The organism is Pseudoglutamicibacter cumminsii (genome assembly GCF_016907775.1).
Lineage (GTDB): Bacteria > Actinomycetota > Actinomycetes > Actinomycetales > Micrococcaceae > Pseudoglutamicibacter > Pseudoglutamicibacter cumminsii.
Window position 1 is genome coordinate 32924 of record NZ_JAFBCO010000001.1, and the last position, 21715, is coordinate 54638.

Annotated in this window: 16 protein-coding genes; 5 read left to right on the forward strand and 11 right to left on the reverse strand. The window is 62.5% G+C overall.

Going from position 1 to position 21715, the window contains the following annotated elements; translation table 11 throughout:
- Positions 1 to 114 precede the first annotated feature (114 nt).
- On the reverse strand, positions 115 to 1575 hold the full coding sequence (locus JOD50_RS00170; RefSeq protein WP_204879956.1) for a TRAM domain-containing protein: 1461 nt from the start codon (positions 1573 to 1575) through the stop codon (positions 115 to 117).
- Positions 1576 to 1577: 2 nt separating this feature from the next.
- The gene (locus JOD50_RS00175; RefSeq protein WP_204879957.1) at positions 1578 to 3620 is read right to left on the reverse strand and encodes an amino acid permease; all 2043 of its coding nucleotides are present in this window, start codon (positions 3618 to 3620) and stop codon (positions 1578 to 1580) included.
- Between the two features lie 62 nt (positions 3621 to 3682).
- On the opposite strand from JOD50_RS00175, the gene JOD50_RS00180 reads away from it, so the two are divergent.
- Together JOD50_RS00180 and JOD50_RS00185 are read left to right on the forward strand one after the other, a co-directional pair.
- Positions 3683 to 4402 carry a potassium channel family protein gene (locus tag JOD50_RS00180; RefSeq protein ID WP_204879958.1) on the forward strand — a complete coding sequence of 240 codons (720 nt, stop codon included), beginning with the start codon at positions 3683 to 3685 and terminating at the stop codon, positions 4400 to 4402.
- Positions 4399 to 5091 carry a potassium channel family protein gene (locus tag JOD50_RS00185; protein ID WP_204879959.1) on the forward strand — a complete coding sequence of 231 codons (693 nt, stop codon included), beginning with the start codon at positions 4399 to 4401 and terminating at the stop codon, positions 5089 to 5091. Before JOD50_RS00180 ends, JOD50_RS00185 begins: the two co-directional genes overlap by 4 nt.
- A 23-nt stretch (positions 5092 to 5114) precedes the next feature.
- On the opposite strand, the gene JOD50_RS00190 is transcribed toward JOD50_RS00185, so the two are convergent.
- From JOD50_RS00190 to dut, 4 genes are all read right to left on the reverse strand, one after another.
- Positions 5115 to 5930, reverse strand: a complete 816-nt coding sequence (locus JOD50_RS00190) for a DUF3159 domain-containing protein (RefSeq protein ID WP_204879960.1) — start codon at positions 5928 to 5930, stop codon at positions 5115 to 5117.
- A 2-nt stretch (positions 5931 to 5932) separates the two neighbouring features.
- On the reverse strand, positions 5933 to 6223 hold the full coding sequence (locus tag JOD50_RS00195) for a single stranded DNA-binding domain-containing protein (protein WP_204879961.1): 291 nt from the start codon (positions 6221 to 6223) through the stop codon (positions 5933 to 5935).
- A 69-nt stretch (positions 6224 to 6292) separates the two neighbouring features.
- On the reverse strand, positions 6293 to 7030 hold the full coding sequence (locus JOD50_RS00200) for a DUF3710 domain-containing protein (RefSeq protein WP_204879962.1): 738 nt from the start codon (positions 7028 to 7030) through the stop codon (positions 6293 to 6295).
- 131 nt (positions 7031 to 7161) lie between these two features.
- Complete coding sequence (gene dut, locus JOD50_RS00205) at positions 7162 to 7656, reverse strand: dUTP diphosphatase (protein ID WP_338051952.1); 495 nt, start codon at positions 7654 to 7656, stop codon at positions 7162 to 7164.
- Between the two features lie 112 nt (positions 7657 to 7768).
- On the opposite strand from dut, the gene JOD50_RS00210 reads away from it, so the two are divergent.
- The gene (locus tag JOD50_RS00210) at positions 7769 to 8326 is read left to right on the forward strand and encodes a DUF3093 domain-containing protein (protein WP_204879963.1); all 558 of its coding nucleotides are present in this window, start codon (positions 7769 to 7771) and stop codon (positions 8324 to 8326) included.
- 99 nt (positions 8327 to 8425) lie between these two features.
- Here JOD50_RS00210 and JOD50_RS00215 read toward each other — a convergent pair whose 3' ends face one another.
- The gene (locus JOD50_RS00215; protein WP_101629574.1) at positions 8426 to 8725 is read right to left on the reverse strand and encodes a DUF4193 domain-containing protein; all 300 of its coding nucleotides are present in this window, start codon (positions 8723 to 8725) and stop codon (positions 8426 to 8428) included.
- Between the two features lie 318 nt (positions 8726 to 9043).
- On the opposite strand from JOD50_RS00215, the gene sepH reads away from it, so the two are divergent.
- A complete protein-coding gene (gene sepH, locus JOD50_RS00220; protein ID WP_204879964.1) occupies positions 9044 to 10366 on the forward strand; it encodes a septation protein SepH in 1323 nt (440 codons plus the stop codon).
- A gap of 64 nt (positions 10367 to 10430) precedes the next feature.
- On the opposite strand, the gene JOD50_RS00225 is transcribed toward sepH, so the two are convergent.
- From JOD50_RS00225 to JOD50_RS00235, 3 genes are all read right to left on the reverse strand, one after another.
- On the reverse strand, positions 10431 to 11717 hold the full coding sequence (locus JOD50_RS00225; RefSeq protein ID WP_239541471.1) for an alkaline phosphatase family protein: 1287 nt from the start codon (positions 11715 to 11717) through the stop codon (positions 10431 to 10433).
- A 5-nt stretch (positions 11718 to 11722) separates the two neighbouring features.
- Positions 11723 to 12328 carry a DUF5998 family protein gene (locus JOD50_RS00230; RefSeq protein WP_204879965.1) on the reverse strand — a complete coding sequence of 202 codons (606 nt, stop codon included), beginning with the start codon at positions 12326 to 12328 and terminating at the stop codon, positions 11723 to 11725.
- Positions 12329 to 12411: 83 nt separating this feature from the next.
- Complete coding sequence (locus tag JOD50_RS00235) at positions 12412 to 15132, reverse strand: bifunctional acetate--CoA ligase family protein/GNAT family N-acetyltransferase (RefSeq protein WP_204879966.1); 2721 nt, start codon at positions 15130 to 15132, stop codon at positions 12412 to 12414.
- 245 nt (positions 15133 to 15377) lie between these two features.
- Here JOD50_RS00235 and JOD50_RS00240 point away from each other — a divergent pair, with 245 nt between their 5' ends.
- Positions 15378 to 18029, forward strand: a complete 2652-nt coding sequence (locus tag JOD50_RS00240) for a DNA gyrase/topoisomerase IV subunit A (RefSeq protein WP_239541585.1) — start codon at positions 15378 to 15380, stop codon at positions 18027 to 18029.
- Positions 18030 to 18103: 74 nt separating this feature from the next.
- Here JOD50_RS00240 and cydC read toward each other — a convergent pair whose 3' ends face one another.
- Complete coding sequence (gene cydC / locus JOD50_RS00245; protein ID WP_204879968.1) at positions 18104 to 21712, reverse strand: thiol reductant ABC exporter subunit CydC; 3609 nt, start codon at positions 21710 to 21712, stop codon at positions 18104 to 18106.
- Between the last annotated feature and the right edge of the window lie 3 nt (positions 21713 to 21715).

Here is a 21715-nt window from a genome sequence, read left to right on the forward strand (position 1 = left end):
CAGCGACGCTGGTGTCGGCGCCGTTTGGCTCAGCGCAGTTATGTCTAATCCTACCGGGTACCTCCGACTGTTTGGCGTCTATGACACAAGCAGACCGGGTGGCGAATCCCACGTTTACGGCTTGTTTTGTGGCTTTGGCGTGAAGAGCGCGATGGTTTCGATGTGGTGGGTGTGGGGGTAGAGATCGCGCCCGGTGAGTGATGTGAGTTGGTAGCCGCTACCCACGAGTTGGCGGGCGTCGCGGGCGAACGCGGCGGGGTCGCATGCAACGTAGACGATGCGGTTCGGTGCGAGGCTCACGATGCGGTTGATTGCTACCTTCCCTGCTCCTGCGCGGGGTGGGTCGAGCACGATGCCGTCGATGGCGGCGTCGCGTTGGTTTCGGTTTCGTGCACTGCGTGGTTTGTGGACCAGTTGTGCGAGCGCACGCTCGACTCGGTCTTGCACGATACGGGCTTGCGGCGCGTCTTTAAGGTTGCGTTTTGCGTCGCGGTGGGTTCCCGGCGCCCCTTCGATCGAGATGACTTCGCCGCTCTCCCCCACGGCGTCGGCGAGCGCCGCCGTGAACAGTCCGGCGCCTGCGTAGAGGTCGAGCCAGCGTTGGCTGGGCTGGACCTCGGCGTAGGTCATGACGTCGTGCATGAGGGTTTCTGGCGCTGAACTGTGGATCTGCCAGAAGCCTTCGCCTGTAACCCGATAGCGATAGCTGCTAGCGGTTTGTGTCAGCCATGTTCGCCCGGTGACGCGTTCGACGCGGCCGAGGCCGTCGCTGGCCGCCCCGCTAATTTGGTTAAGGATCGCGATCGAGGCGGCTGGCGCATCGTTGGCCGGACCATCATTGCGGGTGAGGCCTTCGACATGTTGGCTGAGCCGTTTGATTGCTCCGCGTGCCGCACGCGTCGCTTCTCCGGTTCCGGTCACGGTCGGGACCGCGAGGAGCAGCGGCGGCTCGTCGGTGTTAGAGACCGCGAGTTCGATCTTCTCGAGGCCTGCCAAATCAACCTCACCGAGCCGTAGTGCTTCAAGCCGGTGATGTTGCAGCGGCATGCGTGGGGTTGGGATGAGTGTGTGGCTGCGGGCCTGACGCATCGCGATCCGGCCCTGTTCATCGATCGCGTACGCCATGCGGGTTCGCCAGCCGAGCCCACCGTCGGTGTCCGTCAGCGGTGGCAGGACGCCGCGATAGTCGGTTTCGTTGACGTCGATGCCGCCGATGCGGGCTAGCTGTTCCGCTACGATGCGGGTCTTCAGTTCTCGTTGGTGGGTCAGCTCGATGTGCCCGAAGTCCGCTCCACCCGGCACTTCCTGACCGTGTTTCAGTGGATCTGCGCTGTCCCACACATGCGGAACGCGATGTGGAGATGCTTCGCGGACTGCGATGACGTCGCCTCGCCACATCCGCGCATCCGGCGCGGGATCATCCACACGCACCGTGACCCGCTCCCCTGGGATGCCGTAGCGGGCAAACACGACGCGGCCGTCCTCGGCCCTGCCAACAGATTCACCGCCGTGGGCGATCCCGGTTAGCTGCAGCTCAAGCTCCACGGGTGTCAGCACGTTGTCAGTTTGAGTCACGTTTACGAACCTTCCTGTGAAACACGATCACCCTGTGAACCATGACCCTCTGCCGCGTCGGCCCCACCCGCGTTCGAATCATCGATGTCTTGTTCCAAACCGATCTGCCACGGAACGGTAGCGATCACAATCCCCGGCTCAAGCCTCAGATGCGAATGCAGTCTCGCAACCACCTGGTTGTGAACGAGCCGCTCCCACGCGTGCTCAACAACGTATTCCGGAACGAACACCGCGACGATCTCGCGAGGCTTCTCGGCCCTGATCCGCCGGATGTGGTCCACGAGCGGACCCGCGACGTCACGGTATGGCGAAGCCAGAACTGTCAACGGAACAGGAAGCTGAGCTTCGTCCCAACTGTTCAAGAACCGGGAGGTGCGCTCAGGTTCCGTGTCTACCAGAACACACTCGAGCCGTGCTGGCCGCATCCCTCGCGCATACGCAATCGCGCGACGCACGGGCCGGTTGGTATTCGACGCCAGAACCAACGCATGAACGCGGCTCGGCAAAACATCGTCCGCGCAGGCAAGCTCCCCAGGCGTGTGTTGCGGAGCCTTCAGCCGCCGGTCAACATGCCGATAGTGCCTGCGTATCGAAAGCATCAAGGCAGCACCCAGAGCAATCAAGAGGAAAGCTATGAACGCGCCATACGCCAGGCGCGTCGCAACAATGCTGATCAGCACCAGGAAAGACAGCCCCGACGTAAAACCGGCCAACAGCAAGTGCCGAACATCACGACGTCGGGTAGCGCGCACCGCGTGGCGGCGATGCTTATTCGCACGCCGCGCAAGCCCCAACTGGCCGACCCCAAACGCCATGAAAATACCCACGACGTAGAGCTGAATCAGATCCGTGACACGCGAACCAAACGCGACCACCAGAATGCCCGCAAAACCGCCGAGCAACAGAATCCCGTTAGAAAACACCAAGCGCTCGCCGCGGGTACGCATCTGGCGTGGCAGCAGGTCATCTTGGGCAAGTTGATATGCAAGACGCGGGAAAGACGCGAACGCGGACATGCCCGCACCCAGCAGGATCATGAACGTCACAACCGCCACGACGATCGCCGGCCAGTGAGCCCCGATGATGGACTGCGAAAGCAAAACTGTAACCGGGGTTGGCCATGTGCCCGGCTCAACAGCTCGCTGGGCATCCGTTCCTGAACCAGTCAGCCCGCTCGCCGCTGGCGCGAGGCCCGAAATGTGGGCGAGCACCAGTATCCCCACCATTCCCAGCGCCGAAACCACACCGATGAACAACAGCGTTCGGCCCGCGGTCTTAGCTCGAGGCGAGCGGATCGAGGACGCATTCGTAACCGGAGTCTCAAGACCAGTCACGGCAGCCGAGCCCGTAGAGAACGCACGCAAAACCAAAATCACGGCAGCCCAGCCTTCAGCTGGTGCCGGTACGCGAGCTTGCGCGTTAGCCGCCGACGCGCCCTCGAACGGCTCCAGATGGCCTGAAACCATGACCATGACGCCGCCTGCCACCAGGATCAGCAACAGCATCGCAAGAAACAGGTACACGCTGACGATGCGGACCCGGACCGAGCGTGCCCACCCACGCAGGCTCAGGAGCGTCAAGAGGACAATTCCACCCAACGCGATCCACGGCTGAACCGGTTCAAGCGACGGGAACGCGATCACAACATAGCTCGCAGCGACCGCCATCGAAACCGCAACAGTCAACGTCAAGTCCAAGAGCAACGCAGCACCCACCGCGGCACCCGCGCGCATTCCAAGCTCGGTGCGTGCAATCTGATAATCGCCCTGCCCCGGAGCCCTGCGAACCGTCATCCGATACGCCGCGACCAGAATCAGCGTGAGCAAAGCAACCGCGATGCCCACCCACGGAGCGAACACGAGCGCCGCGACACCGCCAGCAGCCAATGTGAAAAGAATCTCATCCGGCGCATACGCCAAAGACGAGATCGCATTAGTGGAAAGCGCAGGCACAGCATCCTTCGGGGCAAGGCGAGTCTCCGGGCTTTTACCCGTCGCAACTGCCTGCCCAACGAAGGCGCGTTTCACCGCATCAAAAAACGTCACCCATCCAGAGTAGCCCCGAACGTGGCACACTGAGATGAGTCAAGAAACGAGGCACTCAAACCATGGCTCACTTTGTCATCATGGGTTGCGGGCGCGTTGGCGCCCTCCTAGCCCAAACGCTTGAAGACGGCGGCCATTCCGTGGCTGTGATCGACAAGAACCCTAACGCGTTCCGCCGGCTCCCTGTCGGCTTCAGCGGCGAGCGCATCACCGGCGTCGGCTTTGACCTGGAAGTCCTCAAAGAAGCCCGGGTCTCAGAGGCCTATGCGTTCGCCGCGGTATCTTCAGGCGATAACTCGAACATGCTCGCAACCCGTGTTGCACGCGAAGAGTTCAACGTCCCCCACGTAGTGGCTCGCATCTATGACCCAGGCCGCGCCGAAGTGTTCCAGCGCCTCGGCATCCCCACTGTCGCGAGCGTGCGCTGGAGCGCAGACCAAGTCTTGCGCCGTATCCTCCCCTCCCACACGCTCTACGGCGACTACCGCGATTCAACCGGCACCATCATGCTGCGCGAACTCAACGTCGCCCCGGCATGGCGTGGCCAGCCGCTCGCCCGCATCGAAGAACTCGCCGGCGTGCGCATCGCCTACATCACCCGCTTCGGGGAAAGCATCATCCCGAACCCCGGGATGCTGTTCCAAGAAACCGATACGTTACACGCGACGATGCGCGTCGATGCCGTGGCGGACGTCGACCGGATCTTGTCGGAGACCCCGCAACGGGCTGAAAAACTTGCCGAAGAACTCACTGAAGACGTCACGGACGAGGTAGAGGAATGAGAGTCATCATCGCCGGCGGAGGGTCGGTTGGTCAGTCGATCGCGTCCGAACTGTTAGGCCGCCACCACCAGGTGTGCATCATCGACGAAGACCCCGACAACCGCGAAGCCGTAACTTCAGGCGCGCTCGATGGGGTCGAATGGCTCATCGGGGACGCGTGCGAACTTTCGACGTTGCGCCGCGCCCGGCCAGAAACCGCCGATGTGGTGGTTTCCGCTACCGGCGACGACAAAGCGAACCTCGTGGTGTCGCTACTCGCGAAATCTGAGTTCGGTGTCTTGCGTACCGTGGGGCGCGTAAATAATCCGCGCAACGAGTGGATGTTCACTCAGGCGTGGGGTGTGGACGTTGCGGTTTCGACGCCACGTTTGCTCACGGCTCTGGTTGAGGAAGCCGTTGAAGAGGGCGACCTCGTACGGCTCATGTCTTTGCGTTCGGATTCCGCGGATATCGTCGCGTTCACAGTGCCCGCGGATTCGCCGATGGTGGGCTTGCGTTTCGCGGAGGTTCCGTGGCCTTTGCGTACAGTTCCGGTGGCGTTGCTACGCGATGATGCTCCGATGGCGCCAACGGCTGACGACACTCTCGAAGCCGCCGATGAGGTGATCTTCCTCGCCGCGCCTGCTGCCGAAGGTGAGCTTCGGACGTTGTTGCGGGAAGGCTGGGACCAAGCCGAGTCCCCTGCTTAGGCCCCTACTGAGGGGCCTCCTGCTTAGGGTTCCTCCGTCTGATCCGCGGCGTCCTGCGATTGCTGTGCGACGCTTTGCTGCTGCTGTGCGACGTTTTGCTGCTGCTGTGCGACGTTGCCGCGTGGTCGCGTCATGAGCCACGCCAAAACGAGCACACCCACGTAGAGCGGGACACCCATCACGAGCCGCGCGGCGCCGAGTGCGTTGACCTGGTCCGTAAAGTAGAGCGGAACCTGAACCGCGAGACGGAAAATGAACAGGCCGAGAACCAAAAGGTTAGCTACTTGGTACACCCGCATGCGGGGACGGCTCGCACGCCAGCGGGTCTCCTCACCATGGAGGAAACCAAACACGACGCCGACCAGCGGCCAACGCACGAGAGCCGAAATACCAAGCACCAACGCCGAAACAATGTTGGTGATAAACCCTGGGACGTAATAGTCGCGTGCGTTGCCGCCCGCTTTAGCGAACACCGCGCACAGCGCAATACCCAGCAAACCCGTTACCGCTGGCGTGACTTGGGAGCGCGTCACGACGCGGGCCACGATGAACACGAGCCCAGCCGCGAGTGAGGCGATCAACGCGGTGTCGAGCTGTTGCGTGAACGCGAAGATCATCATGAACAAGAATCCCGGAACCGTGGATTCCGCTAAACCGCGGATGCCGCCGATCGAAGCTAACGGGTCGATGTTCCCGTCGTCTTTACGCTTGATCGAACTACCCAACGATCCCGCAACGGCTGCCGCCGCCTGCTTCCGGCCGGTAGCTTCCTCCGCAGAATCTGAGGGCTCAGAGGTAGCGGACATCGGTTCAGGTTTCTCTGGGTTAGTGCTGGACATGCCTAGGAATCCTTATCTGACCGGTCCGGAGCCGCCTCGATGACTTCATACCTCGGGTTGAAAATCACGTCTCGTCCCTCGCGCCGGCTCACTGGCCCAGAAAACCGCAGAATCGCGCCCGGGTGTATTCCAGCTACACGGTGCTGGCCGAGCCAGATCAAGACAACGAGCTCACCGGCTTTAGACGACTCCAGACGCTGCCCCGGGCTCGGCCGTTCCGGAACGACAACCGCCTCAAAGCTCGCAGAATGGCCGGGCGCCGGGCGTGTGGTTGCTGTGATCCATCCAGTCAATTGGATGTGCTGACCAGTGACCCGCTGCGGCCATTGGGCACCAGCTTGGCGTTGGCTTGTGGGCACTCTTTAGCCGACCTGGGTGATTTCAGGGCCACGACGAGGGTCGTGGTTGTCTTTATTAGCTCCCGCATCATGCTGCGCCTGCGCAGACTCAGCCGCCGTCTCCGAACCTTCCGGGACACGCAACGGCAAAAGCTCCGTTGGCGACATCGGCCCCGTGCCGCGATCCACAATGACACCCGCGACGAACGCTTCGAGCTCCTGCGCGGCTTCGTCATTGATCGCTGCCGGGCCACCAAAGACCGCGCGCAGGAACCAGCGCGGGCCGTCGATACCTACGAAGCGAGCCACCATGTGGCCCTGCTCACCGTTCGGGCCAGTAGCCTGTACGCGCGCCAAAAGCTCCGGACCAAAACGACCATCACGGCGGTCGGTGCGGCCACCCTGCTGGGTGATCGCATCGTCGATCTCTGACGAGATGCCATCCCACAGGCTTCCAGATTTCGATGCGGCGAAAGCCTGCAACTGGACGCGCGATTCGCCGTGCTCAACGGCTGCCGAAACTACGGTGCCGGAGCTTTCCTCAACCTCGAGGTTGAGGCTCATGCCCTGGATCGCAGGGATCTTCAACGACCCAAGGTCAATATAGGACTCTGTTGGGGTGCGCTCCGAAATATCGAAGGGACCCTCGGGGCGTTCAGGCTTACCCTCAGGAACCTCCGGAGTCGACTCAGCTACAGCTTCCTGTTCCGCTGCGGCTTCAGCCTCCTGTTTCCTACGCTTGCGGCGGGAAAACAGACCCATCGAAATACACGTCCTTCCACGTCACTGACCTTTGCGCGGCCAGCGACCTATCGTCGATCACATCGAGCTCTACACCGAGTCTAATGCCGTAGGCCACACAAACCAGAACCTTGCGGCTCTAGCCCGGAACATTAGGCGCGCAAGCCGCCTGTGCTTCCGTGACCTCCCACGCCGCGCTCCGATTCGCTCAGCTCATCCGCCTCAACGAAACGGGCGTGGCTCACCTGCTGGATGACCAACTGGCCAATCCGATCCCCCGGGTTCACGGTCACGGCGTTCGTTGGGTCAAGGTTGATGAGGTTCACTTTGATCTCACCGCGATAGCCAGCATCGATCGTTCCTGGCGCGTTCACGATGCTCACACCATGCTTATGAGCCAACCCGGAACGCGGGTGGACAAAGCATGCATAGCCTTGTGGCAGTTCGATCGCGACCCCCGTAGACACAAGCCTGCGCTCACCAGGCTGCAGCGTAACCGTCTCCGACGCGGCAACATCAGCCCCCGCATCGTCATGATGTGCATACGTTGGCAACACGGCCGAAGGGTCTAGGCGCTTGATCTTCACAACAGGGCGATCAACACCGTCCCCATGTACATCTTCAGAGCTGACCTGATTCTGCTCCACGAAAACTCCCACAACACTCGGTGACATCGTCGAATCAGTCACATTCTAGACGGCGCGCGCCAGCCAGCGCCCCCGACGCACCTCCACCGGTGCCGCTCGATAGAATGTCAGCATGTCCCAGTCTGTTCCTTCCGAACCACACGACCCTGCCGCGAGCGCAGCCCCGGCCGACACTGCATCGGCAAGCACCGCATCGGCCGTAGCAGGCAAACCAATCTTCGAAGAAAAGCTTCCCTATCCATGGTGGATGTGGATCGTGGCCGCCGCGTTCTCTGTAGCAGTCGGCTTGACGCTTTCGCCGACCAACATGGGGCTACTCGCCCTCATCGCGGTGATCATCTTCGTTATCGCGGCTGTACTCATGATCAGCACAACCCCTAAAACGGTCGTCACCGATGACGTTCTGCGCGTGGGGCGCGCCGCAATCGAACGTCGTTACCTCGGTGAAGTCACCGGCTACCGCGGCTACAAGGCTCGCTATCAGCGCGGCCCAGGGCTCAACGGGCTGGCATACATGAGCTTCCGCGGATGGGTTGACCCGGTCATCAAGGTCATCATCACGGACGAACGCGACCGAACCCCCTACTGGCTGTTTTCCACCAAGCGCCCCGAGGAACTCGTAGAAGCGCTGGGCGGTTCGATGGCCGGCGACGACGCACCAGAGATCTAGGCGTCAAAAACTGGGCCGGTTCCGGGATTGCCCTTAACCACGTGTGGGGAGCAGTTCACAGTTGTGAACTGCTCCCCACACGCGTTAAAGCTTGAACGTTTAGCCCGCGCAATCCTTGCAATACAGCAGGCCGTCTTCTTCCTCGGCAATCTGGGAACGGTGGCGCACCAAGAAGCACGAGCTACACGTGAACTCGTCCGACTGAGCCGGGAGAACCGTCACGTTGAGCTCTTCATCTGAAAGGTCGGCACCCGGAAGCTCAAATCCTTCCGCCGCTTCGGTCTCGTCCTCGTCAACTACCGCCGACTGGCTGTCATTACGGCGACCCTTGAGTTCCTCAATGGAATCCTCGCGGTTGCCTTCTTCGTTCTTACGAGGTGCATCGTAATCAGTGGCCACTTCTCACCTTAATTCTCGGAGGGGTATCTGGCAGCGACATATGAGCCGATATACAGAGGATCTGTGCATCTCCTACTTCGCACGTATCTAACACCATGAGACCCCCTCTTGGCAACACCTGCTACTGGGACGGTGCCAAACACGTTGCGACAGCACCCTACAAAGCGGCGCGCCGCAACGCAATATGGCGGCATTGTAGCTGAGACATGAAAGACTAGGCCGAGACAAGGCTCACCCTAAATAAGAGCTGACTGAGGTAAAACTCGGTTCGAACAATCGGTTTATGATCGGCTCGACGGGCACCGACCGGGAGGAAACATGCGTAACCTTCGCGTGATTCGCGTTGATGAAACGAGCGCGACCCTGTATCTCAGCGACTCCGACGGACGCGAGTACAGCCTCCCCGTTGACGACGAACTTCTCAACGCTGTCACTGAGCTCACCTCACCTGACGCTGACAACAGCAACGCCTCCGAAAGCGCTGGCGAAGCTGGACGCGGAGACAAGCAGGCTCAGGCCGTGCGGCAGGCGAGCGAGGACCCCGCAGCCACCGCATCGCGCCCTACACCGCAGGGACGGCCACTTAAGCCGCGCGAAATCCAGGCCCGCATCCGCGAAGGCGCTACAGCGCAGCAGCTCGTCGAAGAAACCGGGACCGACCTCAAACTTATTCAAAGCTACGAGGGCCCCATCCTTGCTGAGCGCCACTACCGTGCACAGCAGGCCCAAAACATCGAAGTCTCCTCGCCACAAAACAACGAAGGCTACCGCGCCGCATTCGGCGATAACCCCGCCAACCTCGGCGACATGGTCCGCGCCCGCTTGCGCGCCAACGGTGTAGATCTCGAAACCCTGCGCTGGGATTCATGGAAGGTCAACGCCGGCGCGTGGACCGTCATCGCAGACTTCGAACTTCCAGAAGGTGCCGTCACGGTTGGTGGCGAACCACCAGCGGAATGGACGTTCCACCCAACCCGCCGCCACCTCGAAAACCGCAACCGTTGGGCTCAGGTGCTCTCCGAGTGGGAGCCGTGGGACTTCTCTGCGCCACCACGCCGCCTTGTCCCTGTCGCTGATGAACCTGACCAGCCGTTCAACGTCGAAGACGGCGGCGAACACGGCAACACTGGGCCCGCAGATTCCGCGCCTGTCAACGAGCCGGAGCACGATGACGCGGACCACGAACTGCTTGATGTTCTGACCCGCCGCCGCGGAACCCGCGTAGGTGAAGACGCCGAAGGTGACGATGCGCTCGCCCACCTGATCGCGCAAAGCCACCAGGATCGCGAACGCTCCGGCGCGAACACAGAAGCTCCCGACCGTACCGACGGCCAGCACCTGCCAGACGTCCAGAACGTCTCGTTCCCGCCCCTGCGCCGCGTCCCAGACCCAATCCCGGCCAGCTCCCACACCGGAAACGACGAAGACGACCGCAAGGGCCGCGACAACGCCCCCCAGCCACTCTGGGGTGACTCGCATAACTCTGACCGAGAAACCGAATCCGGCTCCAACCACGGCCGCCATGCTGGTTCTGAGCACGAGAACGACGGTGAATCGAACCATAAGAAGCGCCGCTCCAAGATGCCGTCCTGGGACGAAATCGTGTTCGGCCGCGGCGCCCGCCACCCCGACGACGAATAAGACGGCACCTCGCTAGGGCCGTGTACTAGGGCTGTGTAGTGCGGCTGCGCGCTAAGGCTACACGCTAGGCCTGTGCGAGCACGGCGAACGGGATCCGCCTCTCGGCCTCGGTCAGCGAGCCGTGCTGTCCGATCATCTCGAAAGCGTGAGGAGAAACCCGGCGACCGTCATACAACGCAATCGGGCCGTGCGCGGCAATCACCACGTCCCCAGCACGCTCGAGCACGCCGTCGCGGAACGACGCACCAAACCAACCGAGCTCCACGTACTCCTCGCGCGTGAGAATCCACGCGTCCGCCCCGAAGCGTTCTTTCCATGCCGCAACCACCGCATCGCGCTGTGACTGTGGCACATCCGCGGCAAAGTGCAACTGAACAGCCCGCGGCTCCCCCGCCGTGAGCTCGACGCCGTCAATCAGCTCAGGGAACTGCGAATAGTCGATCCGCCCCTCACGTGGGATGTCAACCATCCCGTGATCAGCAGTCAAAACCACCACCGTGTCCGGCGGAAGCTTAGCGATGAGCCGGCCCATCGCGGCGTCGAGTTCTTCAAGCTCGTGCAACCACTGCTTTGACGCAACACCGTGCGCGTGCCCGGCTTTATCCAGGTCGTCCCAGTACAGGTACACAAACACATCTTTGTGCTTGAGCTCGGTGAGCGTCGCACCCACTCGCGCATGTGGCGTGGTGACCCCCACGAACTCACCGCCACGCAAGCTTGAACGGGTCAGGGCTGAGTCCTCGAACTTATCCCGCGACACCGTGACCACCCGCCGCACCGCCTCCATGCGTTCAAAGCACGTCAGGTTCGGTTGCCACTCACGCGGGTCAAGGTCACTCGGCCAGCTGCCGAGCTGATTGACCATGCGGCGGCCGCCGGCAGGGTCCGGTGCCACAGCGTCATAGCCAACGATGCCGTGCTCAGCCGGCGCAAGACCCGTACCCATCGCTGTCAGGGCGGCGGCTGTGGTTGTCGGGAACACCGTGGAGAGGACCTGAGAGTTTTTGTCTTGCATCGCCTGGCGGATCACCGGCGCATGCCCGCCGTAACGCTCGATCAGCTCGGAGCCCAAACCATCCACCATGACCATGACTGCTCGCCGAGCTGGTTCAATCCCCGGGATGAGCTCAGCCGCATCGATCCCCGTGCCCGGCCCCGAGCACACAGGCGCGACGCCGTGCCACTCAGCGAGCGCCGCATCAAGCGTCGGAACCACCATGTTTAGCGTGCCTCGGTCATAATCCGGAGCCGCCGGCAACTCAGCGCCAGCCGCGCCGTCGCCAAGCCCTGGTGCGGCCGGGCTTTCGGCATCTGCACGGAAACCAAACTGAGGCATCGAAAACTCGGTCATAGTGCCTACCACGCCCGCCCGTCTGCCGCGGCAGAGCACGCCCGCCGAACATCCCGAGCGAACTGGCGTGCCGCATCGAGCGCTTTCTGGCCGTCCGCGTCCGCTGAAACACGCATCGCAAGGTCCTCCTTGCTCACCTGACCAGTGAGCCCATGGTCAGCGATACATTCAGGGTCACCACACTGCGCCGGCGCGAACTCAGCGCGGGCGCTCCCCGACCACGACAGCGAGAACGTGAGCTCCCGCGGCGACTGCCCCGGCTTATACTCGGCAGGCCGCGCAACAACGCCCGAAAGCACCACAGTGTGCAAACGCTGCAGAGGCACCGATTCGACGGAGAACGTCGCGATCGGCTGGCCGTCAGCCGCGTACTGCGCGTCATCGATGTGCAAAATAATGAGCTCCGCGTCAGTCAGCACCAAAACGATCGCATGCCGGTGAACCTCAACCGCCTCAACGTGCGTCTCAAGATGCAGATAATGACGACGCGGCACGGTGCCCTCGAGCTCCTCGTTGAGGATGTCCAAAGTCAGGTCCGGATAGAACCCTGCGCGCTCGAGCTCAAGACGCAACGCGTGCGCTGCCGACGGTGTAGACGAAGTTTCAGACATACCGTCCAGTCTAGTGCCAGGCTAGAAAAGTAGTGCCGGGCTGGGAATCTAGCGTTCGGCCGCATCGGATGCGGCCACCGCTGCTAACGTTGGGGGATACTCATGGAACGGCGAGCCGAGTCCGTGCGCTGATCCGGGTTCCCCACATAGATCGCCGCCGAGAGCACCGCGACGCCCTGTTCCATGACCTGGAGCGGGATGAACTCCATCCGAACAACCTCTGGATGCTGTTCCTTCAACTCAGAGATGCGGTGCAGAACGTCCTTGAGCGCTTCGGTATCGAAATGCGGGAGGCCGTGATAGCCCGTGAGTTTCTGCGCCGTCTTGGGGCGCGAAATCATGTCTTCGAGGATCCCTGGTGAAAGCGGAGGGGTCGCGTGCGCCCAGTCATCAAGCAAATCCACGGCATCCCCACTCAAACCGAATGACACGACCGGGCCCATGAGCGGGTCCTCGATCGAAATCACGGTGCACGCCTGGCCGCGGTCCACCATCGGCTGGATGTCAAGCCGCGTCTCACGTGAAAGGGCCACATCTTCACGCATCTGCCCGATCGCCTGCCGCAGTTCCTCCTCGGAACCGATGCCGAGGCGGACGCCACCCATGTCCATGCGGTGGCGCAAGTGCCCCGAGGCAACCTTCAACGCGACCGGATAGCCGTACTCGTTGGCGGCGGCAACGGCGTCCTCAACGTCCTCGAAGGTCGTCGACGGAACCACCGTCAGACCGTAATGGCCCAGCAGTTCGGCAGTCTGTTCCTGCGAAAGCCGGCCCATTCCGGTTCCTTCGATGCCCTCGACAGCCTTCTCAACCAGTGCGCGGGCCGCAGCAACGTCGATGCCCTCTGGAGGCTCCGGGACACCCCAGTCACGCTGCTGCCATGCGGCATACTCAGCGCCGTGCCCCAGCGCGCGGAACATCGTGGACAACGTCGCGAAAACCGTGACGCGTCCGCCCCGGTCAGTACCCGGGGTCTCCGCGCCAGAAACACCCACGAGGCACGCAACCACAGGCTTCTCCGTCGCCCCGAGACGCTCCGCAACCTGCTCAGCAAGCACCTCGTGGTCAACGCCAACAGCGGGAAGCAACACGACAGACACGGCATCCGCCTCGTCGTTCTCCAGGGCTTTCGTGACCGCGTCCGTCACGATCGCCGCAGGGTCCTCAGTCCCCGCCAGCAGAAGCGAAGAATCCGTGCTCACAGCTTCCAGGCCGTTCTGGGTGGCCAGATCAGCGGCCGTCATCGCAAGTGCCGAGGAATTAGAGACCAGCGCGACCTTAGGGCCCTGCGGAACCCCCGCCGTCGAAAACAACAGCGCCGTGTCCATGAGCTCGTCCTGCGTCGAAACGCGCACCACGCCAGCCTGGCGCAACATCGCATCCACCACGCCAACCGGTGCGCCCAACTGGCGCACAGCATGCCCCGGAGGAAGGACCAGGCCCATCGTCTCCGACTTCGCCACAATCACCGGCTTCGAAGCCGAAAGGCGGCGAGCCAGACGCGTGAACTTACGCGGATTACCGAAGCTCTCGAGGTACATCGCGACCACGCTCGTGGCCTCGTCGTCTTCCCAGTACTGCATCAGGTCGTTACCTGAAACATCCGCGCGGTTACCGGAGTTGACCCATGAAGAAATACCGACACCGCGGCGCTGTGCCGCCGCTTCAAGCATGATGCCAGACGCCGCAGAATGGCTGAACAAGCCGACGCCACCAGCCGGAGAGGTCTCTGCGGAAACAGAGGCGTGCAGGCGCACATCGGCCGCATTGTTGCCGTAACCGAGCGATGCCGGGCCGATCACACGCATACCGTAATTGCGGGCTCTCTGGACCAGCTGGCGCTGAATCGCAAAGGCCTCTGGCGTGTCGAAGCCAGAGGAAATCACCACAAGACCGCGAGCGTTCACCACCGCGGCGTCATCCGCCGTCTTTATGACATCGGCCGGGCGCTGCACCGCAACCACCACATCGATCGAATCCCCGACCTCACGCAGCGACGCGACACAGCCCGAAGCCTCGGCATCCTCCGCGCTGAGCTTCTCAAGATACGGATCAACGCAATGCAGCGTCCCAGTGAAACCAGCGGCACGGATGTTTTTAACCACCGCGCCGGCCACCGAGCCCGGCTTGTTGATCGCTCCCACCACGGCAACCGACTCAGCCCGCATCAGCGCAGCCAGCGACAACGCCTCGGCACGATGCTCGCGAGCCTCCATGACCTCACGCGAACGGTCGGTTGGGTCAATCGGGAAATCAACCATCACAACCCCGTCTTCAAAGCGGCGCGAAACATCGAAACCTGCCAGCTGGAACACCGTGAGCATCGCACGGTTCTCAGGTAGAACCTCGGCCGTGAAACGCTCAATGCCTAGCTCCCGGCCAGCGGTCACAAGGTGCTCAAGCAGAATCGAGCCCAAGCCACGCCCGTGGAAGTCGTCGCGGATGTTGAACGCGACCTCAGCCTCCGTATCGCTGCCGCCAAACTTTCCACCGAGCCGATCAAAACGGCCAATGCCCACAATCTCGTTGCGCCGCTCCACCACGAGGCACACACGGTTCTGGTGATCGACTTCCGTGAAGTTCCGCAACTCTTTATCGGTGAGCTTCGACTTATACGTGAAGTACCGCAGATAGATCGAACGTTCCGACTGCTGCGAGTGCATTTTCTGCAGGCCGTCGGCATCCGCGGGTGTCACTGGACGCACGTGAGCGGTCGAGCCATCGCGGAGCACCACATCGGCTTCCCAATGCGATGGATACGTCGACGGAGTGTCAGATCCCGGATTCTGCGCTAAGGAGGCCATAAAGTGAATATAGCGCGATCACCTGAATGTTGGGTGAAGGTTTCCTCTTGATACGGGGCCGCACTCATGCTTCAGGATTGCGCGCAAGTATTCGAGACAAGAAACGTTGAGTGAAGGACAGCATGACGACCTCGTCGAAGGGTTCCAAAAGCACCGCGGGTTCCAAAGGCACAGTAGTTGCTAAGGCACCGGTGGCTTGGGAGGACGTTGAGGAACACATCATCGATGTGGATGTCACCAGTGAGATGGAGGCGTCCTTCCTTGAGTACGCGTATTCGGTGATTTATTCGCGTGCGTTGCCGGATGCGCGCGATGGTCTCAAGCCGGTTCAGCGCCGCATTCTGTACATGATGCGGCAGATGGGGTTGGCGCCGAATAAGGGGCACGTCAAGAGTGCGCGTGTGACCGGTGAGGTCATGGGTAAGCTGCACCCGCACGGTGATGCCGCGATTTACGATGCGATGGTGCGTATGGCGCAGTCGTTCTCGTTGCGTTTGCCGCTGGTTGATGGGCACGGCAACTTCGGTTCGCTCGATGACGGCCCTGCGGCGGCGCGTTATACGGAGGCGCGTCTCGCTGATTCTGCGATTGATATGACGGATGACCTCGATGAGGACGTCGTCGATTTTGTTCCGAACTATGATTCGCGGCTTCTGCAGCCTGAGGTTTTGCCGGCCGCGTTCCCGAACCTTTTGGTCAATGGGTCTTCGGGTATTGCGGTGGGTATGGCAACCAACATCGCCCCGCACAACCCGGGCGAGGTGATCGCTGGTGCTCGGCATTTGATCGAGAACCCGGATGCGTCCCTCAAAGACATCATGAAGTTCATCCCTGGCCCTGACCTGCCATCTGGTGGCACCATCGTGGGCTTGGATGGTGTGAAGAAGGCCTATGAGACGGGCCGCGGCGTGTTCCGGACCCGCGCCAAGGTTGAGCTTGAGAAGGTGACCGCGCGCAAGCAGGCCTTGGTGGTCACAGAGCTCCCGTATGGCGTGGGGCCTGAGAAGGTCATCGAGAAGATCAAGGACGCTGCGGACGCGAAGAAGCTCACGGGCGTTTCCGATGTTGTTGATCTGACGGACCGCCACCACGGTTTGCGGCTGGTGATTGAGCTCAAGACTGGTTTCAATCCGAACGCGGTGCTTGCGGCTTTGTATAAGCACACGCCGATGGAGGACTCTTTCGGGATCAATAATGTCGCTTTGGTGGATGGCCGGCCGCAACAGCTCGGTTTGCTTGAGATGCTGCAGGTGTATGTGGATCACCGTTTGGATGTGGTTCGCCGCCGTACGCAGTTCCGCCACGGTAAGCGCAAGGACCGTCTGCACCTGGTTGAGGGTTTGCTGATTGCGATCCTCGACATCGATGAGGTCATCCGTATTGTGCGTGATTCGGAGGACACTGCGACGGCGCGGGCCGCGTTGCGTGAGCGGTTCTCGCTTTCTGAACCGCAGGCTGATCACATCCTCGAACTGCGTCTGCGTCAGCTGACCAAGTTCTCGCAGGTTGAGCTTGAGGCAGAGAAGAAGAACCTCGAAGAGGACATCGCTTACCTCGAGGGGATCCTGGGCTCGGATGCGAAGCTACGTGAACTGGTTTCGAGCGAGCTGGCGGAGGTTGCTGAGCGGCACCATTCCCCTCGTCGTACGGATTTGATGGCTAAGCCGAAGGACGTCCCGCTGGCCGGCACTGTGATGCCTGAGCCGGATGCGGGCGCGGGTTCGGCGAAGAAGCCTATGTCGATGCAGGTTGCTGACACCGAATGCTTCGTTGTGTTGTCCGCTACGGGCAAGCTTGTGCGCACGCATGGCCGGGATGAGGTTTTGGGTGAGCGGCGTTCCCGCCATGACGTGATCGCCTCGATTGTTCCGACGACGGCTCGCGGCTACATCGGTTTGCTCACGAACACAGGACGCATGGCACGCATTAGCGTGGTCGAGATTCCGCAGGTTCTGCCGGGTTCGAACGGTGTTCCGTTGGGCGATGGCGTGGCTGCGACCGAGTTCATGCCGGTCGAGCGCCGCGAGCGGATCATCGCAGCGGTTCCGCTGGACGAGGCTTTCGCTGTGGGTACGGCCCAGGGCGTGGTGAAGCGCCTGAACCCGGATTATCCGGTCACGACCGATGAGTGGCCAGCCATCACTCTGAAAGCCGGCGATGAGGTGGTTGGCGCCGCCACGTGCCCTGACTCTGCGGAGCTTGTGTTCGTTTCGCGTGAGGCTCAGCTGTTGCGTTTCGGCGCCGATAAGGTGCGCCCTCAGGGTCGTACAGGTGGCGGCATTGCTGGCATCAAGCTGGGAGCGAAAGACGCGGTGGTGTTCTTCGGCGTTGTCTTGAATGAGGCCGATGCGGTGGCTGTCACGATCGCTGACGGCCCCGAGCCTCTTCCTGGTGCTGAGGGTGGTTCCGCGAAGGTCACGCCGCTGGCTGAGTTCCCTGCGAAGGGCCGCGGCACGATGGGTGTTCGCGCGCATCGTTTCTTGAAGGGCGAAGATCACCTCGTAGCCGCGTGGGTTGGTGCCGGCCCGGCTCGTGGCGCGTCGAAGGGCGGCATGGCCCGGGCGCTGCCGCTGGAATACGGCCGCCGAGACGGCTCCGGCGTCCCATTGACCCAGGCGGTCGAGATCATGGGCCCTGCCGGTTCCGTAGCTGCCCTGAAGCAAGCCGACGATGCTGGTGCGGCCGGCGCTGAAACCCCAGCTGGTACCGCGGCGGCTGACGTTGTGGAGGCTAAGACTGCGACCGCTATGTCAGCGACACAAGCGCCACCGAAGCCCGCCGCCTCACAGCGTCGTGCTCCGGTCCAGCCAGAAATGGATTCTTTGCCGTTCGATGACGACGCGGTCTCGATCGAACCCGGCAACCGGGTCGACCTTCGAGGCAAGGACAAGAAGTAGCGCATCCGCGTTGAAACGATTCTGGGGCCTGCCAGCACTCACGTGTTGGCAGGCCCCAGAACTATGTGTGCTCGCTAAAGTCGCGTGATGCTGTCGGCTTGGGCCGCGAGCTCTTGATCGTGCGTCACCAGTACCAAGGCGACATCCTGGGCACCCGAGCGGACGTCATCGATGAGGTCTTGGCCTTCATCTGCACCGAGGTGCGCGGTTGGTTCGTCGAGGATGATCGCACGTGCCCCTGCGAGCAGCGTACGTGCCACCGCGAGTCGCTGACGTTGTCCACCAGACATGAACCTGCCACCAGCGCCCGTGCGAGTGTCCAAACCCTCCGGTAGCTGCGCCGCCCACGGGCCGAGCCCCACGCGATCCAGCGCGGCATACATCTCTTCTTCGGTCACCGGGTTGTTCTTATCGCGGCCGAGTGCGAGGTTGCCCCGAACCGTCGAATCGAACACGTAACCATCTTGCGGGCACCATGCGAGACCAGCCAAAGCCGCCGCGGATTGAGCCGCTTCGACATCAGCCGACTCGTGCCCGGCCATCCCAGCCTCCGCATCGGGCACTTTTGCCACAGTGACCCACGTACCATCCGCGCGTACCTGGACCGACCCCTCGAGCGGGGTGAGGAATCCGAGCATCACGGCGATCATCGTGGACTTACCGGAACCAGACGGCCCCGTGACCGCCCACATCTCACCCTGCTCAACCTCACCGCTGACCGGCCCGAAGACCGTCGGGGCCTCCGGCGCGTAGGCCGCGCTCAGCTCGTGCACACGCACGCCGTCGACCTGCAACGGCGCAGCATCTGATTGAACATCCGCGGAAGCATCGTCAGCACCGGGTGACTCGAACTCAATCTCAGAGACCGAGCGGTTCTCAAGGTACGGCGCAACGGAGGCGAGCATCGAGCTCAAAACCGGAACCTGCCGCAACGCGCCAGCGAGCTGGCCGAGCGGCTCATCCACCGCAAGGAGCAACAGAACGGCAAGAGCAAGCAGACGCGGATCAACCCCCGCCGCTGCACCCAGAACCAGCGCGGCAAGCGCGGCCGCCCCACCGAGAAGCGACGCGAGCCCCTCCCCCACACCGGAACCCAGCGCTTCTCGGCGTACAGCACGGCTGACCACGCCGTCGCTGTTCTTGAACCACGCAACGTGGCGAGCTACCGCGTTGTGAGCCGCGATGTCCGGGGCGGCGCCCATGACGCGGCCCGTCTGCTCAGCGACCTGAACCCGATGCTCGGCCATGACGGCCGTAGCGCGCTGCTCCACGGCAAGCGTGATGAGCGGTGCAACCACGAGGCCCAGAACCATGAGCGCGATGAGCATCCAGCCGAGCGACGGAATGAAAATCCACGAAACCACGCACGTCGCAAGCACGGCCGCAATCGCTGCGGGAATCGGCACGATGACGCGCGGAACGGTATCGCGGACCTCATCGACCTCCGCGATCAACGTTCCTGCCGCGCCACCCGGCCGGTTGAGTTTCTGCCACCCCAAGATGTTGGACCCCAAGGCGTCCCACACCGCGACACGCAACCGCGACGCCCACGCGAGCACCGCATTGTGGGTCACATTCCGTTCCGCATAGCGGAGGGTCGAACGCAACAGTCCGAAGAACCGCACGCCCACGATCGCGACCATGAGGTACATCATCGGCGGCTGTTCGGACGCGTAGACGATGAGCCAGCCCGAGACCGCGGTGAGCGCTCCGCCCGAGAGCACTGATAGCGCACCGAGCGCCGCCGCACCCCACAGTGCCGCCTTACCCCACGGCAGAATCCGCCACGGAAGCTTACGGAATGAGCGAGCGGCCCGATGTTCGTGTTGGCCGGCCTGGGTTGTTTCGCTTGGCTCCGGTTCAGCCTGGGCTGAATTGGCTTCGACAGCGGCGGTACGGCTCGGAACGGTGCGTTGCGGAAGAACGGTGTCCGGGCGGGACGTCGTGTGCTTCGGCGCTTGCCCCGCGCCTTCCCACACGACGAACGCATCGCAGATCTCTGCCAGCTCAGGGTCGTGTGTCGCAATGACCACGATGCTGCCGCTATCGGCCTCGGCACGGATCAACTCGCGCACGCGCTGAGCCGAAACCGGGTCAAGGTGGGCCGTCGGCTCATCCAAGACAAGCAGGCCCGCGGCGGCGGTTGTGCTTTCGTTTGCAGTGGCGCGAGCCGCCCTTAGGTTCGTCACGGCGCGCATGATCGCGAGCCGTCGCTTCTCCCCCGGTGAGAGCTCAGAGATCGAACGATCCCACGCTTCCTCCGGCAAAAGAGCCGCAACCTCGTCTGCGACCGAGAGCTTCCGAAGGTCTCCAGCATCCGCGGCCAAAGCAAGCTCAGCCCGCGGAGTCTCTTGCGAGAAGTTCGGGGCCTGAAACGCAACACCACGCGGCCGCGGCGCTTCCGTGTTGGACCCCACTGCATCGTGAGCCGCCGCGCCCTGCTCGGCGGAGTCCCTTGTGTCCGCTACCGAGAGACCCGCCACGGTTCCTGCGATGGTCGTAGCCGGTTGTGCATGAGCAACCCCAGCCAAAACCGCAAGCACGGACGACTTACCGCAACCAGAAGGCCCGGCTAGCGCAGTCACCGTGCCCGGTAGAGCCTCGAACGTCACAGGACCCACCGACTCGCGGCCACCACCGCGCGTCACGTACACATCGGCCACCGCAACGCCCGCATCGAAAGGCGCCGGCACGCTGTCTAGGCTGCGAGGCGCCTCAGCCGCATTAGCATCATCGGAATCCGCGTCGAGGATCGCGTTGACCCGCTTGAGCGCCGCTACACCGTCTTCGGATGCGTGGAAGCCAGCACCCACAGCACGCAAAGCCATGTAGGCCTCCGGCGCGAGCATCAAGGCGATCAGCCCGTCCTCAAGACTCAGTTGCCCCCACACGAGGCGCACGCCGATGAACACCGCGACCAACGCGACGGAGATCGTCGCGATCAACTCGAGCGCGAACGAGGACATGAAGGCCGCCCGCAACGTCTTCGCCGTGCTGAGTCGGTACTTCTCCGATACGTCGAACAACGCACGCCGCTGAGCATCAGCCCGCCGCAACCCCACGAGCACCGGCAGGCCGCGCGCAAGTTCGCTTAAATGATGCGACAACCGGTCAAGGCCCTCTTGAGCCTCCTGGATGCGTTCTTCGGTGTGCCACCCGATAAGCGCCATGAACACCGGCACGAGCGGGATCGTCAAAACGATAATGAGCGCAGAAACCCAGTCCGCCCACAGCACTCGCGCGAGCACCGCCAGCGGGATCACCGCAGTTGAGACGAGGGCGGGCAGATAGTCGCGGAAGAATGCGTCGAGACCGTCTAGGCCGCGCGAAGCGACGACGGTCGCAGAGGACTCGCTGTGTGTTACAGCTGAGTCCGCGCCGCTTGCTCCCGCGTTACTCAGATGGTGCTCGACAAGCCGTGCACGCAGCGACTCTTTGACATCCACTGATGCACGCACTGCAATGACGCGGGAGGCCCACGTCGCTACCGCGCGCACGATAACGCCGCCGACGCCGTAAAGCAGAAGGCTCGTGCTGTCGAGTTGCTGGCCTGCGGCCACCTGCGCGATGCCCGCCGCGAGCGCGGACATCAACGCAATCAACCCAACGGCACGAGCCGCTGCTACGGCCCCGAGCGCCAGAAGAGCACCGCGAGAGGTACCTTGAGGCAATTCAGGGCGCAAGAA